This window comes from Flexivirga sp. G2, from assembly GCF_055397625.1.
The window spans coordinates 4,032,228-4,050,075 of the sequence record NZ_AP039675.1; the positions used below are offsets into that span (position 1 = coordinate 4,032,228).

Here is a 17,848-nt window from a genome sequence, read left to right on the forward strand (position 1 = left end):
CGGGAAGACCGATGAGGCACCGCACAAGCAGATCTCTCAGGCCGGCAACGATCCGCCCGGAGAGTCGTCATCGTCGTCCTTGTTCTTCGGGATGCGACACCAGCCCTGGACGACCAGGCCGACGATCACGGCACCGATCGAGCCGACCAAGAGCACGATCGCCTGGATCAGCCCGCCGCGTGCGCTGCCCGCGTCGAGACGGCCGAGCTCCACCAGCGCGAATGCGGCGAACCAGCCGGCGAACATCGAGCCCGCCAGCACCCATGCCTGCGCGGCGACCAGGGCGCGTCGGGCGCGTAGCGGCGTCGGAGGTCGGGTCGACGTGCCGTGCAGGTAAGCACGGACCTCCCAGCCGGCGGCCAGCACGGCGAAGGACAACAGCACGAGCGTGACCAGGATGAACCACGACATGTGCGGCAGCCCGTGCCCGTGCGCGGTGGTCCACCGCAATAGGCCGTAACAGACGAGCAGCACCACGACGCCGACACCGGCCGCGTGCCGCCAGGTGACCCCGGACTCGTTCACAGGGGGCACCACTGCGGACCGACGCGTATGCCGGACGAGTCCGACGCGCGCAACAGCTCGACAACGGGCACGACCTTTCGGCCGACACGCAGTCGGGCCTGCGGGTCCGCAGCGAGCCATGGCGCCAACACGAACGCCCGCTCGTGTGCCCGCGGGTGCGGCAGGGTCAGTTGTTCGGAGTCGAATCGCAGGTCGCTGTCCGCAGCCGGGTCGCCGACCTGGATCAGGTCGAGGTCCAAAGTCCGCGCACCCCAACGGATCTCGCGGGTCCGTCCGCGGCCCGCCTCGATCTCGTGCAGCCGGTCGAGCAACGTCCACGGCGCGAGCCGGGTCGTGCCGACCGCGACGGCGTTGAGGTAGTCGGGTTGCTCCGGGCCGCCGACCGGATCGGTCTCGAAGAGTCCGCTGACCTCGATCAGTGTCAGTCCCTCGATCCGACCCAGGGCACGGACCGCCGACGCGAGGGTGGCGACCCGGTCACCGAGGTTGGCGCCCATCGCGATGACCACGGGACGGTGCTGCTCACGACGAACCATCACCGCCGGACCGGTGAGCCCGATCGACGAGAACTCCACGCCCGCAGGCGCATCCGGCTTGTGCACGGTCACCTCGACCGCCTCGGCCGCGGGCCGGGCGAGCACCGACGCCGCGATCTGCTCGGCAAGCGTCTCGATCAGATCGACCGGCGGCTGCCGCAGGATGCGCTCCGCCTCCTGCGCCACCTCGGCGTAGCTGATGGTCCGGTCCAGATCGTCGGAGCTGCCGGCTGCCGACAGGTCGCACTCGATGGCGATGTCGACGAAAAACCTTTGCGGTTCACGCTTCTCGTGCGCGAGCACCCCGTGCGGGGTGGTCACGGCGAGCTGGGTGAGAGTGATCCGATCAGCCATCGGTCGCCTCCCTCAGATGTTTGACGACATCGCAGGCGGCGAAGGTCGAGCGCACGTCATGGACCCGGATCGCCCAGACGTCCGCCTGCGCGAGCACCACCGACACGGCAGCGGTCGCGAAGTCCCGTTGCTCGGCCGGGACCGGTTGCCCGTCGCGGCTGCCCACCTTCGCCAGGAACGACTTGCGGGACGCCCCGACGAGCACCGGCAGGCGCATCTCTTGGAATGCCGAAAGGTGTTGCAGCAGAACCCAGTTCTGCTCCGCGGTCTTGGCGAACCCCAGTCCCGGGTCGATCACGATCTGCTCACGACGCACCCCGACGTCGAGCGCCGCGCCGACCTGGTCGGCCAGCTCCCGGCATACGTCTGCAACGACGTCGTCGTAGACGGCGCGGGTCTGCATGTCGTGGCTGTGCCCGCGCCAGTGCATGGCGACGAAACCGACACCGGTCCGGGCCGCCACAGCGGTCATCTGCGGGTCGGCCAGTCCCCCGCTGACGTCGTTGATGATCCGTGCGCCCGCGTCGACCGCGGCCTGCGCGACCTCGGACCGCATCGTGTCGACGGAGATCCAGGCACCGGTGTCCGCCAACCCCTCGACAACGGGTATGACGCGACGGATCTCCTCCTCGACCGTCGGCCGCTCGGCACCCGGCCGGGTGGACTCACCACCGATGTCGATGATGTCCGCGCCCTGGTCGACCAACTCGCGCCCGTGCGCGACAGCCGCACTCGCGTCGAAGAAGAGACCACCGTCGGAGAAGGAGTCCGGGGTGACGTTGACGACCCCCATGACCAGTGGCCGATCTGCGGGGCGTCGTGGCAGGGCGGTCGGCTCGGCCGCGGCCATCAGCGTCGGCTCTGGCCGTTGATCAGGCTCATCGCCTCGGCACGCGTGGCGGCATTGGTCAGCTGCCCGCGGACCGCGGAGGTGATCGTCTTGGCTCCTGGTTTGCGTACGCCGCGCATCGACATACACAGATGCTCGCACTCCAGGACGACGAGCACACCCTGCGCGTGCAGGTGCTCGACGAGCGCGTCGGCGACCTGGGTGGTCAGCCGCTCCTGAACCTGCGGTCGCTTGGCGAAGACGTCGACCAGCCGGGCGATCTTCGACAGACCGGTGACCCGACCGTCCGCCGCCGGGATGTAGCCGACGTGGGCGACCCCGTGGAACGGGACCAGGTGGTGCTCGCACGTCGAGTAGAGCTCGATGTCGCGCACGATGACCAGCTCGGAGTGATCGACGTCGAAGGTGCGACTGAGCGCTTCCTGCGGGCTCTGCCACATGCCCGCGAAGCTCTCGGCATACGCACGCGCGACACGGTCAGGAGTGTCCTGCAGACCTTCGCGGTCCGGGTCCTCGCCCAGGGCGAGCAGCAGTTCGCGCACTGCGGCTGCTGCTCGCTCCAGATCAATTTTCGGTGGGGTCGACATACCCGCCGTCCGGGACCTCGACAACCGCCTCGGGCGGATGCACCTGACCGGCCTGCTGCCGCTCTTCCTTCTCCAGGTCGACGCCGTGCGCCATCGCCTCCCGCTCGGCGGGGGTCAGCACCGGCGGCCGGTCGCTGACGTTGCGGCGATCGCTGGACAGCCAGATCTTCCGCTTCGGGCGCTTGTTGACGTCCTTGAAGACGACCTCCAGCTGGTGCACGTCGAGGGTTTCCTTCTCGAGCAGCTCCAGCACGAGGCTGTCCAGGATGTCGCGGTTGTCGTTGAGGGCGTGCCAGGCCTCGTCGTGCGCGGCCTCGATGAGTCGGCGCACCTCCTCGTCGACGACACCGGCGAGTTCCTCGGAGTAGTCGCGCTCGTGGCCCATGTCCCGGCCGAGGAAGACCTCGGAGTTGCCGGAGCCGAGCTTGATCGCGCCGACCCGCTCGCTCATGCCGAACTGGGTGACCATCTTGCGGGCCAGGCCGGTGGCCTTCTCGATGTCGTTGGCCGCACCGGTGCTCGGGTCGTGGAAGACGATCTCCTCCGCGACACGGCCGCCGAGCGCGTAGGCCAGCTGGTCGAGCAGTTCGTTGCGGGTCGTGGAGTACTTGTCGTCGACCGGCAGCACCATCGTGTAACCGAGCGCGCGACCACGCGGCAGGATGGTGATCTTGCTGACCGGGTCGGTGTGGTTGAGCGCCGCGGCGACCAGGGCGTGCCCGCCCTCGTGGTATGCCGTGATCTTGCGCTCCTTGGCGCTCATCACTCGGGTGCGCTTCTGCGGACCGGCCATCACGCGGTCGATCGCCTCGTCCAGGGCGCGGTTGTCGATGACCTGCGCATTGGAGCGCGCAGTGAGCAACGCCGCCTCGTTGAGCACGTTGGCCAGGTCGGCGCCGGAGAAGCCCGGAGTACGACGGGCGACCTGCAGCAGGTCGATGTCGTTGGCCATCGGCTTGCCCTTGGCGTGCACCTGCAGGATGTGGTGGCGGCCGCCCATGTCGGGCGCCTCGACGGCGATCTGCCGGTCGAACCGGCCCGGGCGCAGCAGCGCCGGGTCGAGGATGTCGGGACGGTTGGTCGCCGCGATCAGGATGACGTTGGTCTTGACGTCGAAGCCGTCCATCTCGACCAGCAGCTGATTGAGGGTCTGCTCACGCTCGTCGTGACCACCGCCGAGTCCGGCGCCACGGTGGCGACCCACGGCGTCGATCTCGTCGACGAAGATGATGGCGGGAGCGTTGGCCTTCGCCTGCTCGAACAGGTCGCGGACGCGGCTGGCGCCGACGCCGACGAACATCTCGACGAAGTCCGAGCCGGAGATCGAGTAGAACGGCACGCCCGCCTCGCCGGCGACCGCCCGCGCGAGCAGGGTCTTACCGGTGCCGGGAGGGCCGTAGAGCAGCACACCCTTGGGGATCTTGGCGCCCACGTCGAGGAACTTCTTCGGGGACTCGAGGAACTCCTTGATCTCGTGGAGCTCCTCGACCGCCTCGTCCGCTCCGGCGACGTCGGCGAAGGTGACCTTGGGCATGTCCTTGGTGGCCAACTTGGCCTTGGACTTGCCGAACTGCATGACGCGCGAGCCGCCGCCCTGCATCTGGCTCATCAGGAACCAGAAGATCAGGATGAAGAGCACGAACGGCGCCATACTGATCAGGATCGACAGCCAGACGCTCTGCTTCTGCGGGTCGTCGGTGTAGCCGCCGGAGGGCGGGTTCTTCTCCAGCAGGTTGACCAACTGGTCGCCACGCGGGTCGACGTAGTTGGCCTCGACCTTGGTCAGACCCTTCTTGTCACCGACCGTGGTCGGGTCCTTGAGGGTCAGCTTGATCGAGTCGGGGGTCAGCGTGGCCGAGTCGACCTGCTTGGACGAGATGAGTTTCTCGGCCTGCGAGGTGTCGATGCTCTGATATCCGCCGACATTGCCGACCGCGAGCCAGAGCACGCCGATCAGCACGACGAGGATGACCCATAGCCCAGGGCTGCGAAGAACGCGCTTGAAGTTCATGTACCTGCGGGGCGTGCCCCGATCCTCCTGCTTGAGTTGGGCGGAGCCCATGACAGACCAGTAGACGGTACACCGCGGGTAGCGGGGCTACGGTGCGGTGTCCCGGCTGGATCAACGCGTGGGCGGCGGGCGGTGTTCCGCAATGACCTCGACAGCTGTAGATGCGACCCGCTCGCGTGTCAGGTCAGCTGTACACGTGGGGGGCGAGGGTGCCGATGTCGCGCAGGTTCCGGTAGCGCTCGTCGTAGTCGAGGCCGTAGCCGACGACGAATTCGTTCGGGATGTCGAAGCCGACGTACTTGCAGTCGATCTCGACCTTGGCGGCCTCCGGCTTGCGCAGCAGCGTGCAGATCTCCAGCGAGGCCGGCTCGCGGGACGTCAGGTTGGCGCGGATCCAGTTGAGCGTCAGGCCGGAGTCGATGATGTCCTCGACGATCAGCACGTGCCGGCCGGAGATGTCGGTGTCGAGGTCCTTCAGGATGCGCACGACGCCGCTGGACTTGGTGCCCGAGCCGTATGACGACACCGCCATCCAGTCCATCGGGACCGATCCGGGCAGCGCCCGCATGAGGTCGGCCATCACCAGGATGGCGCCCTTCAACACACCGACCAGCAGCACGTCCTTGTCGTGGTAGTCGCGCCAGATGTCGGTCGCGAGTTCCTCGAGCCGCGCGTGGATCTGTTCCTCGGTGTAGAGGACGTGCTCCAGGTCATTGCCCATATGGCTGGAATCCATGGGCCCTATTGAACCCGACGCGGCTCGACGTGGATCAGCCCGGCACCACGCCGGACCTGCAGGGCGCCCGGGACGTGGATGGGTTGCTGGCCGTGCCATCCGCTCACCAGGGCATCGACCGCGTCGATGTGGACCTTGCTCAGCGAAGCGGCCGGCGATCCTGCACGACGCAACAGCTCGCGCCATACCCGTGTCCGGAGCGGGGTGGCGAGGGCAGCCAATTCGTCCGCGGCCCACGGGGATTCGCCGAATTCGTCGGCGATCTCGCCGGCCCGGTCGTCCAGGAAGTCGAGATCGTCGCGCACCAGGGACGCTGTGCGTGCCAGCCCGGCGACGACCCCGGGACCGATGTCGGCCTCCAGATCGGCGAGCGCCCGCCGCGCCCGAACGCGCAGATAGCGGGGATCGGCGTTGTGCGGGTCGTGCCACGGCTCCAGGTGGAGCGCCGCGCAGGCAGCGTGCGTCTCCGCGCGGGTCACCTCCAGCAGCGGCCGCACGAAAGCCGGTCGAGTAGCAGCTGAGGAACGAGGCTGCGTATCGAGACCGAGGGGTCTCGATACACCTCCCCCGCTTCGCTCCTCCGGCACTCGACCCGCAACACGCGCCATACCGGTCAGAGCCCGTGGCCCGGAGCCGCGGGCGAGAGCGAGCAGCACCGTCTCGGCCTGATCGTCGAGCGTGTGCCCCAGCAGCACCGCCACGGCGTCGTATGACGCAGCCGCCGCCTGGAGCGCGGCATACCGTGCCTGTCGTGCGGCGGCCTCCGGCCCGTCCGCGGTCCGGGGCACCTCGACGGTCCGCACCACCGCGTGGTCCACGCCGAGGTCCCGGCACTGCTCGGTGGCGCGCAACGCCACCTCACCGGAGCCGTCCTGCAGTTGGTGGTCGACGACGACGGCGACCGTGGTGATCCGCAACTTCGGCGCTTCGAACGCCACCGCGGCCGCGAGCGCCAATGAGTCGGCGCCGCCCGAAACCGCAACGACCACAGTGCTTCCCGCGACGAACCCGGCGTCGGACAGTGCTGTCCGAACATGCCGCCGGCACGCGGCGACAGCGGGGTGGGGGCCGGTCATGTCGTTATCCGTGGATCCGGGCGACCCAGCTGGCCGGCGCGTAGATCTCGTCGGCAGTGGGCAGGTTCTCCGGTCCGGCCCAGACGGCGTTGAACCCGTCGACACCGACCTGCTCCTGGACGCCGCGGCAGCAGGCCGCACCGTCGCGGTACTGACGCATCTTGGCCTCCAGGCCGAGCAGCCGCCGGATGATCCGATCCGGTCCCATGCTGCCCCTGCGGCGCGCGTTGAACTTGCGCCGGATCTCCTCCACCGTCGGCACGATCTGCGGGCCGACGTCGTCCATGACAACGTCGGCGTGCCCCTCGAGCAGCGACATGATCGCGGTGACGTTCGCGAGTTCGGCGCGCTGTTCGGCGTTGCCGATGAGATCGGTGAGGCCGCCGCTGCCCTCGCGCAGCAGCCCGGGCAGCGCCTTCGCCGCGTCCTGCAGGCGCTGCTGCAGCATCTCCGGGTCCGGCACCATCTCGACGGCAAGGGTGCGGACCCGCTCGATCAGGTGCTCCCGCAGCCACGGCACGGCGGTGAACTGCACCCGATGGGTCTCCTCGTGCAGGCACACCCACAGCCGGAAGTCCGACGGGTCGACGCCGAGCTCGCGCTCGGCGCTGACGATGTTGGGCGCGACCAGCAGCAGGCTCGGCTGCCCGTCCGGGGCGAGGTCGAACTGCCCGAGCACCTTGCTGGCGACGAAACCCATCAGTGCGCCGGTCTCGGTGCCGGTGACCTTCGCCCCGACCGCTCGGGCGCGCGGGCCGGCCTTGCGCTTGGCCGTCAGCTTGTCGACGACCGGGTTGAGCAGGGCCGCCATCGAGTCGACGTTGACATCGATCCAGGAGGCACGGTCGACGACATACACCGGCGACTCCGCGCCGGCCGTCGCGTCGAGGCGAGCGGTGTCCGCGACCGGCTGCAGCGCACGATGTGCGGCGTCGCGCAGCTCGGTGACGACGTCGGCGGCTTCTGCCGCCGTGGTCTTCGGGCCGTCGGACACCCACCGTTGACCCGTGCGCTTGGCCAGTGCCCAGTCGACATACTCCTCAGACATGGGATCGAGCGTATGTCAGGCGGGACGCCGGAAGACGAGGTGCGCGAGCTGACCGAGGTAACGGAACGGGTCGAGCGCGCCCAGTCGTTCCTCGACGGCGAGGAGCGCCTCGATGTCGGCCGGGTCGGGCGGGAGCGGCGGGTCGTCATCGGCCAGGTCGTAGGCGATGCGTATGCCGTACCACTGCTCCAGCTGCAGCCCGGCGTCGTGCGCGGCGGCGACGAGTCGATCGAAGGAATCTGCGCGAGCGGGTGCACCGATCTCGTTGGTGTAGCGCAGATCCGTGCCGGCGGCCTTGTCCTGCTCCCATCGGGTCAACGCCGCGAGAGCGGTCGGCCAGTCCTGGCGACGTGCCGGGCGCCATACGGCTGAGACGTCCAGGCGTACGGCGACGGAGAGTATGCCGCCGGGCGCGACTCGGGCAGCGGCTTCCGCCACGGCGTCCGTGCCCGACGGGAGATACATCAGGACACCCAGCGCGAGCACGGCATCGAAGGTTCGACCGGCCAGCTCGTCGAGGCCACCGAAACCCGCTGATGACACGGTGATCCGCTCGCGAACTTCGGGTGCGGCGCCGGCGATCCGCTCGTGCAGGACCGAACGCATGTCGTCGTCCGGCTCGGCCGCGACGACATCGTGACCGAGCTCGGCGAGCTCCAGCGTCTTGTGCCCCTGGCCGGCGCCGATGTCCAGCACAGTGCCCGTCCGGTCCTCCAGATGCGCCTCGAGTTGGCGGCGCAGGAGTTCCTGGCGCAACCTCACCCGCAGCGACTGCTCGGAGTCGAGCCATTGCTGCCGCGCACCCGGAAAACTACTGTCGGACAAGGTCTTCCGCCCTCACTTGGAACAGCCGCACTTCTGCAGCGCGGCGACGAAGTCGTCGATCGCGGCGCGGGTGCCGTAGGGCCCCCAGGACTTCGCGGCATTGTTGATCACCGCGAAGACGAGCACCCGGTCGTCCTTGGTGATGACCGTCCCTGCGAGGGACGCGACATCGGTGAGTGAACCGGTCTTGGCGCGCACGTCACCGGCGGCGGAGTTGTTGGACGGCTGCAGGAAGCGGTTGTCGAGAGTCCCGTTGTAGCCGCCGACACTGAGCCGGGTGAGGGTCTCGGCGAACGGTTTGTTCTTGCCGCTGGTGCCCGAGAGCAGCACGTCGGCCAGCACGCGCGGCGGGATCGTCGTGCCGTCGGAGAGACCGGAGACGTCGGCCAGCTTGACGCCCTGCATGTTGAAACCGGCCTCCTTCAGCGTCTTCTCGACGAACGCGGTGACGTCCGCGGTCGAGCCGCCGACGCCCTTGTGGAAGGCTGCCTGCCGGGTGAGCGACTCGATCATCGCGTTGTCGCTGGCCTGCAGCGCGTTGCCGAGGACGTCCAGGAGCGGGGACGACTCGACCTTGCCCAGGGTGGTCGCGTCCTTGCCTGCGGTCACGTGCGAGCCGGCCGTCGCGTGGATCCCCTGCTTGACCAACGCCTTCACGAACGCCTGCTGCGTCGAGGCGACCGGGTCGGCGGGCGTCGGGCGAGCCGGGTCGGTCGCGCGCTCGGTCGACAGGCCCAGCTGTGCGATGCGTGCGGTGTAGCCGGCGGCGACGACACCCGGGTCCCAGTGCTTCGCGGTCAACGGCCCCGGTGCGTATGACGTGTCCACGCCGACGCTGACCGTGGTCGTTCCGGCCTTCTTGAGCGATGCCGCCACCTGGGCCGCCAGATCCGCCAGACCGGCGTGCCCGTTGACGTGGTCGGGGTCGCCCTTGCCCGGATTGAGCGCGGTGTCGCCTCCGGCGACGAGCACGATCTTCCCGGTCGCTGCCCCGTTGACCACCTTGGTCGTCAACGGCTTCTCGAGGTCAAGTGTGTTGGCGACGACCCACCCGGAGAGCAGCTTGGTCACGGATGCCGGTGTCATTGCTGCGTTCTCGTTCTGTTGCAGCAGCACCTGCCCGGTCTTGCCGTCCAGGATCTCGACGCCGAGCTTCTTGGCGAGGTCCGGGCTCTTCATCGCGGCGGCGACCTGTGCGCGGACCTTCGCGGGCACCTGCTCGGGACCGTCGCTGACCGCGAGCGGCGTCGCGGAGGCGGGCGTCGGCGGTGCAACGGACGGCCCCACCTGGGTCTTGCCGGGCTCCGGGACAGGGGTCGCCGCGGCGGCCGAACGGGTGAGCGGTCCGGGGACCACGTCATACACATCGAGCGCTTCGTAGCCGACGCCCAGCGCCACGACGGCAGCAACGCCCATCGCGATCCGCTTGTTCATGTCACCCCTACCACCACAGCACACCCGTCGGTGCGTCAAACTAGGCGCCAGTCAAGCACAACGATCCGCCGAAGGGACAAAGCCGTCATGGAGTTCGACGTCACCATCGAGGTGCCGCAGGGCAGCCGCAACAAGTACGAGATCGACCACGAGACCGGGCGCCTGCGTCTGGACCGCCGGTTGTTCACGTCGATGCAGTACCCCACGGACTACGGATACATCGAGCACACGCTCGGTGAGGACGGCGACCCGCTGGACGCGATGCTGCTGATCACCGAGTCGGTCGTCCCCGGGGCAGTCGTCGAGGCTCGCCCGGTCGGCGTCTTCAAGATGGTCGACGAGGCCGGCGGCGACGACAAGATCCTGTCCGTCATCGCGGGCGACCCGCGCTGGGACCACATCCAGGACGTCAGCGACGTCAACAAGTTCCTGCTCGACGAGATCAAGCACTTCTTCGAGACCTACAAGGTGCTCGAGCCGGGCAAGAGCGTCGAGGAGGGCTCGCACTGGGCCGGCCGCGAGGACGCCGAGAAGATCATCGCCGACGCCCTGCAGCGCGCTAAGGACCAGAACGTCGACACTGCGCGCTGGGTCTCCCCCAACAAGCACTGAGGCTGCACCGCCCCTGATCGAGGGGCGCCGATCGCACTGAGCGGCATACGGATCCGAGGATCTCGTATGCCGCTCAGTGCGTTGGTGGTCGCGCGATCAGCGACGAACCTCTCGCACCCAGCACGAAGGGGCTAACCCTGGGACCAGGAGATCCCAAGCACCGAGCTGACCACGAAGGTGAGCAGGAACGCCTTCCCACCGGTGAGTCGCCAACGCGGCTTGACTGGACTGTCGACGTAGGTAGTTGCCCACGATCCGCTCGCGAGCAGGAACAAGGGCACACCCACCACGTTCAGCGGCGTGGCGATCACCCAGAACCACGCCCACCGTGTAGCCCAGCGCGGCTGCGGGCCGTTCACGAGCACGAAGATCGCGCCGAGCCACATGAACATGGCGACGTACAGCGTCCAATCCGGGACTCGCCATCCGGCGATCGCGCTGTAGCCGGAGATCTCGCGGCCGGTCCGGACCACCCGGAGGTCCCGGTGCGGTGCGATCGCTCGCAGTTGCGCGGCCACGTCGCCGTACAGGACCAGCGTCGCGTTGGATGTGGTCGACATGTCATCGGTCTCGTCGGGACCACTCGATTCGGTCGCTTCGGCGACATGCCAGTAGGCGCCGGCGTGCCAGCGATAGCTGGTCAGGGCGCTTCCCCGTGTGCCGTTCAAGCCGCCGGTGATCTCGACACGATGCGTTCGCCCCGCGGCGACGTCGCCGCGCAGGCTGTTGTACGACGTCTCCCGGGCGCCCGCGAACCAGGCGGCGCCGACGACGACGAGCACTGCCACCAGCAACACCATCCGCGCGACCCACCATGGGCTGACCCGCCTCGTGGCTGACCGGCTCCCCACCGGCGCCACGGTCCCCTGAACCGTCATGGGCGAAATCTACGCCGTCGGAACAGTTGCGGAGAGCGCTTCGCTCAACCGGCGGAGCGGGTCCCGCGGACGCTGACCTTGAGGTGCTCGTAATCGTCCGAGCTGTGCACCAGCCGGCGGGTATGGCGCCGCAGCCGCAGGATCTGGATGATGCCGAAGGCCCACACGACGTACTGGAAGGACATCGCCACCCGGAAGGCGTGCATGTCGTAGTGCTCGGCACCGCCGGGAGCGACGTGGTCGAGGATCACGCCGATCACGAAGACCGACATCAGGGTCGCCGAGAATCCACCGACGTTGACGATTCCGGACGCCGACCCGATGCGGTGGGTCGGGTTGAAGGTCCGCGCCAGGTCGAAGCCGATCATCGATCCAGGGCCACCGATCGCGGTGACGATCACCAGCACCAGCAGCACCGGCAGCGGTGCTCGTCCCGGCCAGAGCAGCACGACCGCCCACATGGCCATGATCGCCGTGACCGTGCCGAGCACCAGCGTCGATCGGTTGTAGGGGTAACGCGCGGTGAACGCGCCGAACAGCGGGCTGGCGGTCACCGTCGCGATGACCATGATCTCCAGCAGCAGGCTCGCGGTGCCGGACGACAACCCCTCGGCCTTGGTCAGGAACGGGAAGCCCCACATCAGGCTGAAGACCGTCGCACTGAACTGCGAGGTGAAGTGGCACCACAACCCCAGCCGGGTGCCCGGCTCGCGCCATGCACTGGACACCGCACGTGCCACGGCGCGCAGCTTGATCTCGGTGCGCTCCTTGGTCGTGTATGGCGAATCGCGCACGACCAGGATCAGCGCGACACCGAGCACGATGCCCACCGACGAGGCGAGCAGGTAGGACTTGGTCCAACCCATCCCGTGCAGCGCCGCGGACAGCGGTCCGGCCGCCGCGATCGCGCCGAATTGCCCGAACACACCGACCAGCTGCGTCATGATCGGCGAACGAGCCGGCGGGAACCACAACGCCACCACCCGCAGCAGCGACACGAAGACCATCGCGTCGCCCATACCGACGAAAACCCTTGCCAGCACACCCAATGCGAAGGTGTCGGCGAACGCGAAGCCGAACTGCGCGATGGTCATCGTCGTCACCCCGGCGATGAGCAGCACCTTGGAGCCGAAGCGGTCCAGTAGCGCACCGACCGGCACCTGCATGACGGCATACACGAAGAGCTGGACCATGACGAAGGTTGCCAGCTGCGCCGAACTGATGTGGAAACGCTCGGCGGCCATCACCCCGGCGACGCCGAGCGAGGTGCGGTGGAAGATCGCCAGAATGTAGACGAAGAGCGCAGTGACGAAGACCGCCCACGCGCGACGTCCGCCCAACGGCCATGCGGCAGAGGGAGATTCGACGATCCCGGGCAGATGACCGGCGTCGGCGGCAGGCGCGTTCATCGGGTGCCCGCCAGACTGCCGGCATACGCGACGTGCTCACTGCAGGCATGCACGAACTGCGACTTGGTACCGGACTCGACGAGGCGCAGGAGTTCGCGGTGCTGCCGCAGCGACTTGGTCATCCGCGGCTTGTCGCCGCGCAGGTTACCGGCGACGATGACGATCTGCCGGTCCCGCAGGTGGGAATACTGCCGGGCGATCACCGAATTGCCGGCCGCCTCGACGATGACCTCGTGGAACGCCCGGTCCGCGGCGCTGAAGGCGCTGACGTCATCGATCTTCATCGCGGCCGACATCTCGTCGAGCCTCTCGCGCAACGCGGGTAGCGCCTCGTCGCGACGCGACCACATCTGTGCAGCCGCCCACTCCTCGATCAGGGCGCGGGCCTCGAACACCTCACGCATCTCCCGCGGGGTCGGGGCGACGACGAGCGCACCCTTCTTCGGGAAGAGCTCGATCATGCCTTCGGCCTGGAGTCGCAGCAGTGCCTCACGGACGGGCGTCCGGGAGATGCCGACCTCGTCGGCGAGCTGCCCCTCCGTCAGGAAAGTGCTCGCCGGGATGTCCCCGGCGAGGATGCCGCCCTTGACGTGTTCGTATGCCTTGTCGCTTGCACTCATGTTGTATCTATCTTAGATGCAACAGTGCGGGTGGGGCCAGGCCGTCGCACGTGACGTGCGCGACATACACTCGCCAGCCGTCTGGGCTACCGTCGGGTAATGCAGACCTACCGCCGCGGCCAGCTGACCTTCGATGTCTCCGACTCGGGACCGGAGGACGCTCCGCTCATCGTGCTGCTGCACGGCTTTCCGCAGGACCGCCAGGCCTGGGCGAAGGTCACGCCATTGCTCGTCGACGCCGGCTACCGGGTGATCGCACCGGACCAGCGTGGTTACTCCCCCGGCGCAACGCCGCGCAAGCGCACGGCATACCCGTTGTCGCAGCTGGCGCAGGATGTGATCGCGCTGATCGACGCCGCCGGCAAGGAGACCGCCCATGTCGTCGGCCACGACTGGGGCGGCGCGGTGATCTGGCAACTCGCGCAGGCGCACGCCGATCGCATCGCGTCGGCGACCACACTTTCCACACCGCACCCCGAGGCCCTGTTGTGGGCGATGCGGCACAGTGACCAGTGGCGCAAGAGCAGTTACATGGCGCTGTTCCAGGTGCCCTGGGTCGCCGAGCGCGGCGTGCTGCGACAGTTGCCGGAGATGTATGTCAAGACGGGCATGTCGCCCGAGGACGCCCAGAAGTATGCCGACCGCTTCAGCACTCCGCAGTCGCTGACCGGCCCGCTGGGTTGGTACCGGTCGATGGCGGCCGGGCAGTTGCGCGCCGCTCTTCCGCGCCGCAAGCGTGGCGGTGGTCGTGGCGACGGGCACGCACCCAGGGATCGTTCGATCACCGTGCCGATGAGCTACGTGTGGGGCACGCGAGACTTCGCGCTCGGCCGTGAAGCGGCGGAGAAGTCAGCCGAATTCGTCTCCGGCCCTTACGAATTCATCGAGATCGAGGGCGCCGGACACTGGCTGCCGGAGGTCAACGCCGCGGAGGTCGCCGAAGCGGTCCTGCGGCGGGTCCGGTCAACGAGCTGACCGAGCAGCGCCGGTCGCCCACGCCGCGCGGAGCGCGTTGATCGACGTCTCCGGACGATGCGGGTGCACCGCGTTCGTCAGCAGTATGGCGGTCGCGCCACTCGCCAGGTCTGCCACGAGCGAGGTGCCCGTGAAGCCGGTGTGTCCGATGGTCTGCGGGCCACTGAGTTCGCCCATGTAGCGGGGCTGATCGATCTCGAAGCCCAGGCCATGCGAGTCTTCGGGCAGGTCCGGGTTGAGGTTGGTGGTCATGGCAATCACACTGTCAGTGCTCAGGATCCGTGGCTCATCACCGGTGAAGACCTGCGCGAACCGCAGCAGGTCGGCAGCGGTCGAGAAGACGCCTGCGTGCCCGGAGACACCGCCGAGGGACCAGGCGTTCTCGTCATGGACCTCCCCGCGCACCAGGCCGCGGCCGGCATCGTCCTCGATCTCGGTGGCCGCGAAGCGCTCCGCCGGGACGTGCCCGAGTCGAGGGATGAAGCCGGTGTCCCGCATACCCAGCGGGGCGGTGACGCCGTCATGGACCAGCACGTCGAGCGACGCGCCGCCGAGCTGTTCGAGGACGATGCCGAGCGTGATGAGATTGAGGTCGCTGTAGACGAACCGCTCCCCCGGCCGCGTCGCCGGCGGATGGGTCAGGGCCGCGTGGATGCGGGCTTCTCGCGTCGGCCAGTCCCGCCAGAGCGGCAGCCACCACTCCAAACCGCTGGTGTGCGTGAGCAGTTGGCGCACAGTGATGGCGGCCTTGCCACCCGCCGCGAACTCCGTGAGGTATGCCGCGACCGGCGCATCGAGGTCGAGCGATCCCGCTTCGACCTGCTGCATGGCGACGGTCGCGGTGAAGAGTTTGGTCAGCGATGCGACGTCGAAGACCGTGTCGGGCCGCATCGGGACCCGGTCGTGCTCGGACAGGAGAGCGGCGGAGTCGTCATACAACACGGCGGAGCCGGTGACGTGCGTCGTGAGGACGTCGTCCCCGATGGCGAGGAGTCCGACGGCGCCCGGGACCAGCGGTGCTCCGGGTGCGACCGGAGTGACACGCGCGGCCTCGAGGGCCGCGACCGCGTCAGTGACCGGCTTGGCGACGCCGCTCACGCTCTTCGTCCTTCTTGACCAACAGCGGAAGCTCGGGAGCCTCTCTCGGCCCGCCGCGGCGCTTGTCGCGCTGCTTGCCGACCCAGATGATCAGGGCGAAGAGGACGACCATGAAGATGCAGATGCCCCAGAAGGTGACGCCCATCCCGATGGGGTGCCCGTTGTTCTGGTCGAGCTTCGTCGGCAGGTCGGCAATCACCTGTCCATTGTGCACCGGCGGTGGCGCGGGGGCACCACACCCCCGGTGGTCATCGCACGGCAGCGCAGATGTCGGTCTCCGTGCCGTATGACCTGGTCAGTGTGCGCTCGGTGTTGTCGGCGTTGAACCGCACGACGTGATAGCCGTCGACGGCGTAGTAGCCGGCGGGCAGACCCTTCGAAGCGCCGGCCGGCATACCGATGCCGACGGGTCCGAACATCCGGTAGGTCTGCAGATTGCCGGTCGGGTAGTCGGTCTCCAATGCCTCACCGCCGAGGTCGTAATTCTTGGCCTTGCCGGTGGTCAGATTTTCGGCGCGAGTCGTGAGCGGCCCGCTGTAGAAGGTGTCTTTCGGCGTGCCGTTGTCCCAGCGCGAGAGCACCTTGCCCCGGACATCCTGGGTGACTGCGGACAGCTTCAGGTCGAACGTGCCGCAATACCGAGCCGCCGGAAGAGTCAGATCTCCTTGCGGTGCCGGCTTCCATCCCTCGTGCACCCAGTGCCAGCCCGTGCCGCTCCCGGCGGCTCGTGGCGTCGCAACTGCCGGTGCCGTTTGCGCCACTCCCACAGCGAGTGCCGCCACTCCGATCGTTGCCGTGATTCCTCGTGACAAGCGCATCGTTCATTCCCCTAACCATTCATTTCAACTAACTGGTTATTGCATAACAGTGGTTAGATGACGAGGTGTCAACCCCCTGGACGATCGAGGTCGACGGCGTCGTTCTGCCCAAACCGCTGAGCGGGCACCCGGCACTCGAGCTGTGCAACACCCGTGCCGGATGGGACGGCCCACCCGATCTGCGCGGCGAATACCTACGTTCGTATGACGCGCTCGCGCTGCTCGCGTACAGCACCGGGGTCATGTCAGAAGCGACCACCGATGCACTCCGCCAGCAGGCCGCCAAGAACCCGAAACCAGCCGATCGGACCCTCGACCGCACCCGCGCGCTGAGAGCCGACCTCTACGCCGCGCTGACCAGCACTCCGAGCGCGGCTGCCAGACATCGGCTCGCCACCGCGATCGGCGCAGCCCACTCCCGACGACGATTTGTCGTCGAAAATGACTCCGCACACTGGGAGTTCGGTGGCACGCCTACGCTGCACGATCCCCTCGATGCGTTGTTGATCGAGGCCGGGCACCTGCTCGCCGATCAGCAACGCGAGCTCGTCTCCGCCTGCCCCGGGGAGGACTGCGGGTGGCTCTTCCTCAACACGTCCCGCCGCCGACGCTGGTGCCAGATGGCGGTCTGCGGCAACCGTGCGAAGCAAGCCGCATTCGCGAACCGGCAGCACCACTGACCGCACCAGTCCGTCGGGGTGCTGTCCTGGGACATCGCTAGGGATCAGAGCGATATCGACTCACTGGGTTTCAGATCGGTCGAACCTCCGCGAGTCGTTTGAGCGCGACGACTACCCGCAGTGGGTCGTGATCAACGACCGGTAGCCGCCGCTGTAGGCGGTCGCGTCACCCTTCCACCAGATGTTCGCGTGCACGGCGATGCACCGGCCCTTGGCGTTGACCGAGACCGGACCGGCATACTGCTTGAAGTTCCCGCTGTTGATGGCGTGCTTGTCCATGTCACAGTTGCGGCCGGGCGTACGATTCCTGCACGAGTAGATCTCGATGAGGGTGTACGCCTTCTTGTTCCAGGTGACGCCCCCGTGATTGGTCTTGGCGCAGTTCACTCCCGTCGCCGCGTTGTAGTAGATCGCCATCGACCCGACAATGGTCTTGCCGACCTTCAGCGATCGGCTCTCGATCAGCTTGCCCGAGCATCCCGTCGCCGCTGCGGCGTGCGGGGCGGTCGCAACCGGGACCACTCCCGTGACGGCCAGTGCGGCTGCTGCGACCGCCGCGATCTTCGCGTGCTTCATACTGATCAGATTCATCGGACTCTCCCCTGTCTGCGCCCCCGGCGGACGGTGGCTGCCGGGCGGGTCGTGCCTGAGACTACCCACCAGACCGCGCGCCAGCACCCGGTTCGACCCGGTCGGCGGCACGTTGAGTGGTAGTCAAGGCCACCCTGCCTGGCGATCCCCGCCGCAGTGAAGAAGGCATACTTTCAACGGCGTCG

20 protein-coding genes are annotated in these 17,848 nt (G+C 68.0%); 3 read left to right on the forward strand and 17 right to left on the reverse strand.

Annotation, left to right across the window (positions count from 1 at the left end):
• Positions 1-36: 36 nt before the first annotated feature.
• The 10 genes from ACZ50J_RS19475 to ACZ50J_RS19520 all read right to left on the reverse strand — a co-directional run bounded on the left by ACZ50J_RS19475 (position 37) and on the right by ACZ50J_RS19520 (position 9,982).
• Positions 37-525: a DUF3180 domain-containing protein gene (locus ACZ50J_RS19475; protein WP_464298810.1), complete on the reverse strand. Its 489-nt coding sequence runs from the start codon at positions 523-525 to the stop codon at positions 37-39.
• Positions 522-1,415 carry a 2-amino-4-hydroxy-6-hydroxymethyldihydropteridine diphosphokinase gene (gene folK / locus ACZ50J_RS19480; RefSeq protein WP_464298811.1) on the reverse strand — a complete coding sequence of 298 codons (894 nt, stop codon included), beginning with the start codon at positions 1,413-1,415 and terminating at the stop codon, positions 522-524. The genes ACZ50J_RS19475 and folK overlap by 4 nt, the downstream gene beginning before the upstream one ends.
• Positions 1,408-2,265: a dihydropteroate synthase gene (gene folP / locus ACZ50J_RS19485; protein WP_464298812.1), complete on the reverse strand. Its 858-nt coding sequence runs from the start codon at positions 2,263-2,265 to the stop codon at positions 1,408-1,410. The genes folK and folP overlap by 8 nt, the downstream gene beginning before the upstream one ends.
• Complete coding sequence (gene folE, locus ACZ50J_RS19490) at positions 2,265-2,852, reverse strand: GTP cyclohydrolase I FolE (protein ID WP_464298813.1); 588 nt, start codon at positions 2,850-2,852, stop codon at positions 2,265-2,267. Before folE ends, folP begins: the two co-directional genes overlap by 1 nt.
• Positions 2,830-4,863 carry an ATP-dependent zinc metalloprotease FtsH gene (gene ftsH / locus ACZ50J_RS19495; RefSeq protein WP_464301375.1) on the reverse strand — a complete coding sequence of 678 codons (2,034 nt, stop codon included), beginning with the start codon at positions 4,861-4,863 and terminating at the stop codon, positions 2,830-2,832. Before ftsH ends, folE begins: the two co-directional genes overlap by 23 nt.
• A 184-nt stretch (positions 4,864-5,047) precedes the next feature.
• Entirely contained in the window at positions 5,048-5,599 is a 552-nt protein-coding gene (gene hpt / locus ACZ50J_RS19500) for a hypoxanthine phosphoribosyltransferase (RefSeq protein WP_464298814.1), read from the reverse strand.
• Positions 5,600-5,604: 5 nt separating this feature from the next.
• Positions 5,605-6,675: a tRNA lysidine(34) synthetase TilS gene (gene tilS, locus ACZ50J_RS19505; protein ID WP_464298815.1), complete on the reverse strand. Its 1,071-nt coding sequence runs from the start codon at positions 6,673-6,675 to the stop codon at positions 5,605-5,607.
• 4 nt (positions 6,676-6,679) lie between these two features.
• Positions 6,680-7,723 (reverse strand): zinc-dependent metalloprotease, encoded by a 1,044-nt coding sequence (locus tag ACZ50J_RS19510; protein WP_464298816.1) that lies wholly within the window; start codon positions 7,721-7,723, stop codon positions 6,680-6,682.
• A gap of 15 nt (positions 7,724-7,738) precedes the next feature.
• Positions 7,739-8,548 carry a class I SAM-dependent methyltransferase gene (locus ACZ50J_RS19515; RefSeq protein ID WP_464298817.1) on the reverse strand — a complete coding sequence of 270 codons (810 nt, stop codon included), beginning with the start codon at positions 8,546-8,548 and terminating at the stop codon, positions 7,739-7,741.
• Between the two features lie 12 nt (positions 8,549-8,560).
• Complete coding sequence (locus ACZ50J_RS19520; protein ID WP_464298818.1) at positions 8,561-9,982, reverse strand: D-alanyl-D-alanine carboxypeptidase/D-alanyl-D-alanine-endopeptidase; 1,422 nt, start codon at positions 9,980-9,982, stop codon at positions 8,561-8,563.
• A gap of 87 nt (positions 9,983-10,069) precedes the next feature.
• Here ACZ50J_RS19520 and ACZ50J_RS19525 point away from each other — a divergent pair, with 87 nt between their 5' ends.
• Positions 10,070-10,594 carry an inorganic diphosphatase gene (locus ACZ50J_RS19525; RefSeq protein WP_464298819.1) on the forward strand — a complete coding sequence of 175 codons (525 nt, stop codon included), beginning with the start codon at positions 10,070-10,072 and terminating at the stop codon, positions 10,592-10,594.
• Between the two features lie 131 nt (positions 10,595-10,725).
• On the opposite strand, the gene ACZ50J_RS19530 is transcribed toward ACZ50J_RS19525, so the two are convergent.
• The 3 genes from ACZ50J_RS19530 to ACZ50J_RS19540 are packed head-to-tail and all read right to left on the reverse strand — an operon-like array spanning position 10,726 to position 13,501.
• Positions 10,726-11,472: a hypothetical protein gene (locus ACZ50J_RS19530; protein ID WP_464298820.1), complete on the reverse strand. Its 747-nt coding sequence runs from the start codon at positions 11,470-11,472 to the stop codon at positions 10,726-10,728.
• A gap of 44 nt (positions 11,473-11,516) precedes the next feature.
• Positions 11,517-12,881, reverse strand: coding sequence for an MFS transporter (locus ACZ50J_RS19535; RefSeq protein WP_464298821.1), 1,365 nt, complete (start codon positions 12,879-12,881; stop codon positions 11,517-11,519).
• Positions 12,878-13,501 (reverse strand): GntR family transcriptional regulator, encoded by a 624-nt coding sequence (locus tag ACZ50J_RS19540; protein WP_464298822.1) that lies wholly within the window; start codon positions 13,499-13,501, stop codon positions 12,878-12,880. The genes ACZ50J_RS19535 and ACZ50J_RS19540 overlap by 4 nt, the downstream gene beginning before the upstream one ends.
• 99 nt (positions 13,502-13,600) lie before the next feature.
• Between ACZ50J_RS19540 and ACZ50J_RS19545 the strand changes: the two genes are divergently transcribed.
• Positions 13,601-14,476 carry an alpha/beta fold hydrolase gene (locus tag ACZ50J_RS19545; protein WP_464298823.1) on the forward strand — a complete coding sequence of 292 codons (876 nt, stop codon included), beginning with the start codon at positions 13,601-13,603 and terminating at the stop codon, positions 14,474-14,476.
• Here ACZ50J_RS19545 and ACZ50J_RS19550 read toward each other — a convergent pair.
• From ACZ50J_RS19550 to ACZ50J_RS19560, 3 genes are read right to left on the reverse strand one after another with little or no spacing between them, the layout of a single operon-like run.
• On the reverse strand, positions 14,465-15,574 hold the full coding sequence (locus ACZ50J_RS19550; RefSeq protein WP_464298824.1) for a serine hydrolase domain-containing protein: 1,110 nt from the start codon (positions 15,572-15,574) through the stop codon (positions 14,465-14,467). The genes ACZ50J_RS19545 and ACZ50J_RS19550 overlap by 12 nt on opposite strands.
• Positions 15,546-15,773 carry a hypothetical protein gene (locus ACZ50J_RS19555; protein WP_464298825.1) on the reverse strand — a complete coding sequence of 76 codons (228 nt, stop codon included), beginning with the start codon at positions 15,771-15,773 and terminating at the stop codon, positions 15,546-15,548. The genes ACZ50J_RS19550 and ACZ50J_RS19555 overlap by 29 nt, the downstream gene beginning before the upstream one ends.
• A 49-nt stretch (positions 15,774-15,822) precedes the next feature.
• Positions 15,823-16,335 carry a hypothetical protein gene (locus ACZ50J_RS19560; protein ID WP_464298826.1) on the reverse strand — a complete coding sequence of 171 codons (513 nt, stop codon included), beginning with the start codon at positions 16,333-16,335 and terminating at the stop codon, positions 15,823-15,825.
• Positions 16,336-16,457: 122 nt separating this feature from the next.
• On the opposite strand from ACZ50J_RS19560, the gene ACZ50J_RS19565 reads away from it, so the two are divergent.
• Complete coding sequence (locus tag ACZ50J_RS19565) at positions 16,458-17,072, forward strand: CGNR zinc finger domain-containing protein (protein WP_464298827.1); 615 nt, start codon at positions 16,458-16,460, stop codon at positions 17,070-17,072.
• A 111-nt stretch (positions 17,073-17,183) separates the two neighbouring features.
• On the opposite strand, the gene ACZ50J_RS19570 is transcribed toward ACZ50J_RS19565, so the two are convergent.
• Entirely contained in the window at positions 17,184-17,663 is a 480-nt protein-coding gene (locus ACZ50J_RS19570) for a hypothetical protein (protein WP_464298828.1), read from the reverse strand.
• Positions 17,664-17,848 lie beyond the last annotated feature (185 nt).

Bases quoted from the DNA above. Each gene is read 5' to 3' on its own strand.
- folK (WP_464298811.1), bottom strand. From the start codon at position 1,415: ATGGCTGATCGGATCACTCTCACCCAGCTCGCCGTGACCACCCCGCAC.
- folP (WP_464298812.1), bottom strand. From the start codon at position 2,265: ATGGCCGCGGCCGAGCCGACCGCCCTGCCACGACGCCCCGCAGATCGG.
- folE (WP_464298813.1), bottom strand. From the start codon at position 2,852: ATGTCGACCCCACCGAAAATTGATCTGGAGCGAGCAGCAGCCGCAGTG.
- ftsH (WP_464301375.1), bottom strand. From the start codon at position 4,863: ATGAACTTCAAGCGCGTTCTTCGCAGCCCTGGGCTATGGGTCATCCTC.
- hpt (WP_464298814.1), bottom strand. From the start codon at position 5,599: ATGGATTCCAGCCATATGGGCAATGACCTGGAGCACGTCCTCTACACC.
- tilS (WP_464298815.1), bottom strand. From the start codon at position 6,675: ATGACCGGCCCCCACCCCGCTGTCGCCGCGTGCCGGCGGCATGTTCGG.
- ACZ50J_RS19510 (WP_464298816.1), bottom strand. From the start codon at position 7,723: ATGTCTGAGGAGTATGTCGACTGGGCACTGGCCAAGCGCACGGGTCAA.
- ACZ50J_RS19520 (WP_464298818.1), bottom strand. From the start codon at position 9,982: ATGAACAAGCGGATCGCGATGGGCGTTGCTGCCGTCGTGGCGCTGGGC.
- ACZ50J_RS19525 (WP_464298819.1), top strand. From the start codon at position 10,070: ATGGAGTTCGACGTCACCATCGAGGTGCCGCAGGGCAGCCGCAACAAG.
- ACZ50J_RS19530 (WP_464298820.1), bottom strand. From the start codon at position 11,472: ATGACGGTTCAGGGGACCGTGGCGCCGGTGGGGAGCCGGTCAGCCACG.
- ACZ50J_RS19535 (WP_464298821.1), bottom strand. From the start codon at position 12,881: ATGAACGCGCCTGCCGCCGACGCCGGTCATCTGCCCGGGATCGTCGAA.
- ACZ50J_RS19540 (WP_464298822.1), bottom strand. From the start codon at position 13,501: ATGAGTGCAAGCGACAAGGCATACGAACACGTCAAGGGCGGCATCCTC.
- ACZ50J_RS19545 (WP_464298823.1), top strand. From the start codon at position 13,601: ATGCAGACCTACCGCCGCGGCCAGCTGACCTTCGATGTCTCCGACTCG.
- ACZ50J_RS19570 (WP_464298828.1), bottom strand. From the start codon at position 17,663: ATGAATCTGATCAGTATGAAGCACGCGAAGATCGCGGCGGTCGCAGCA.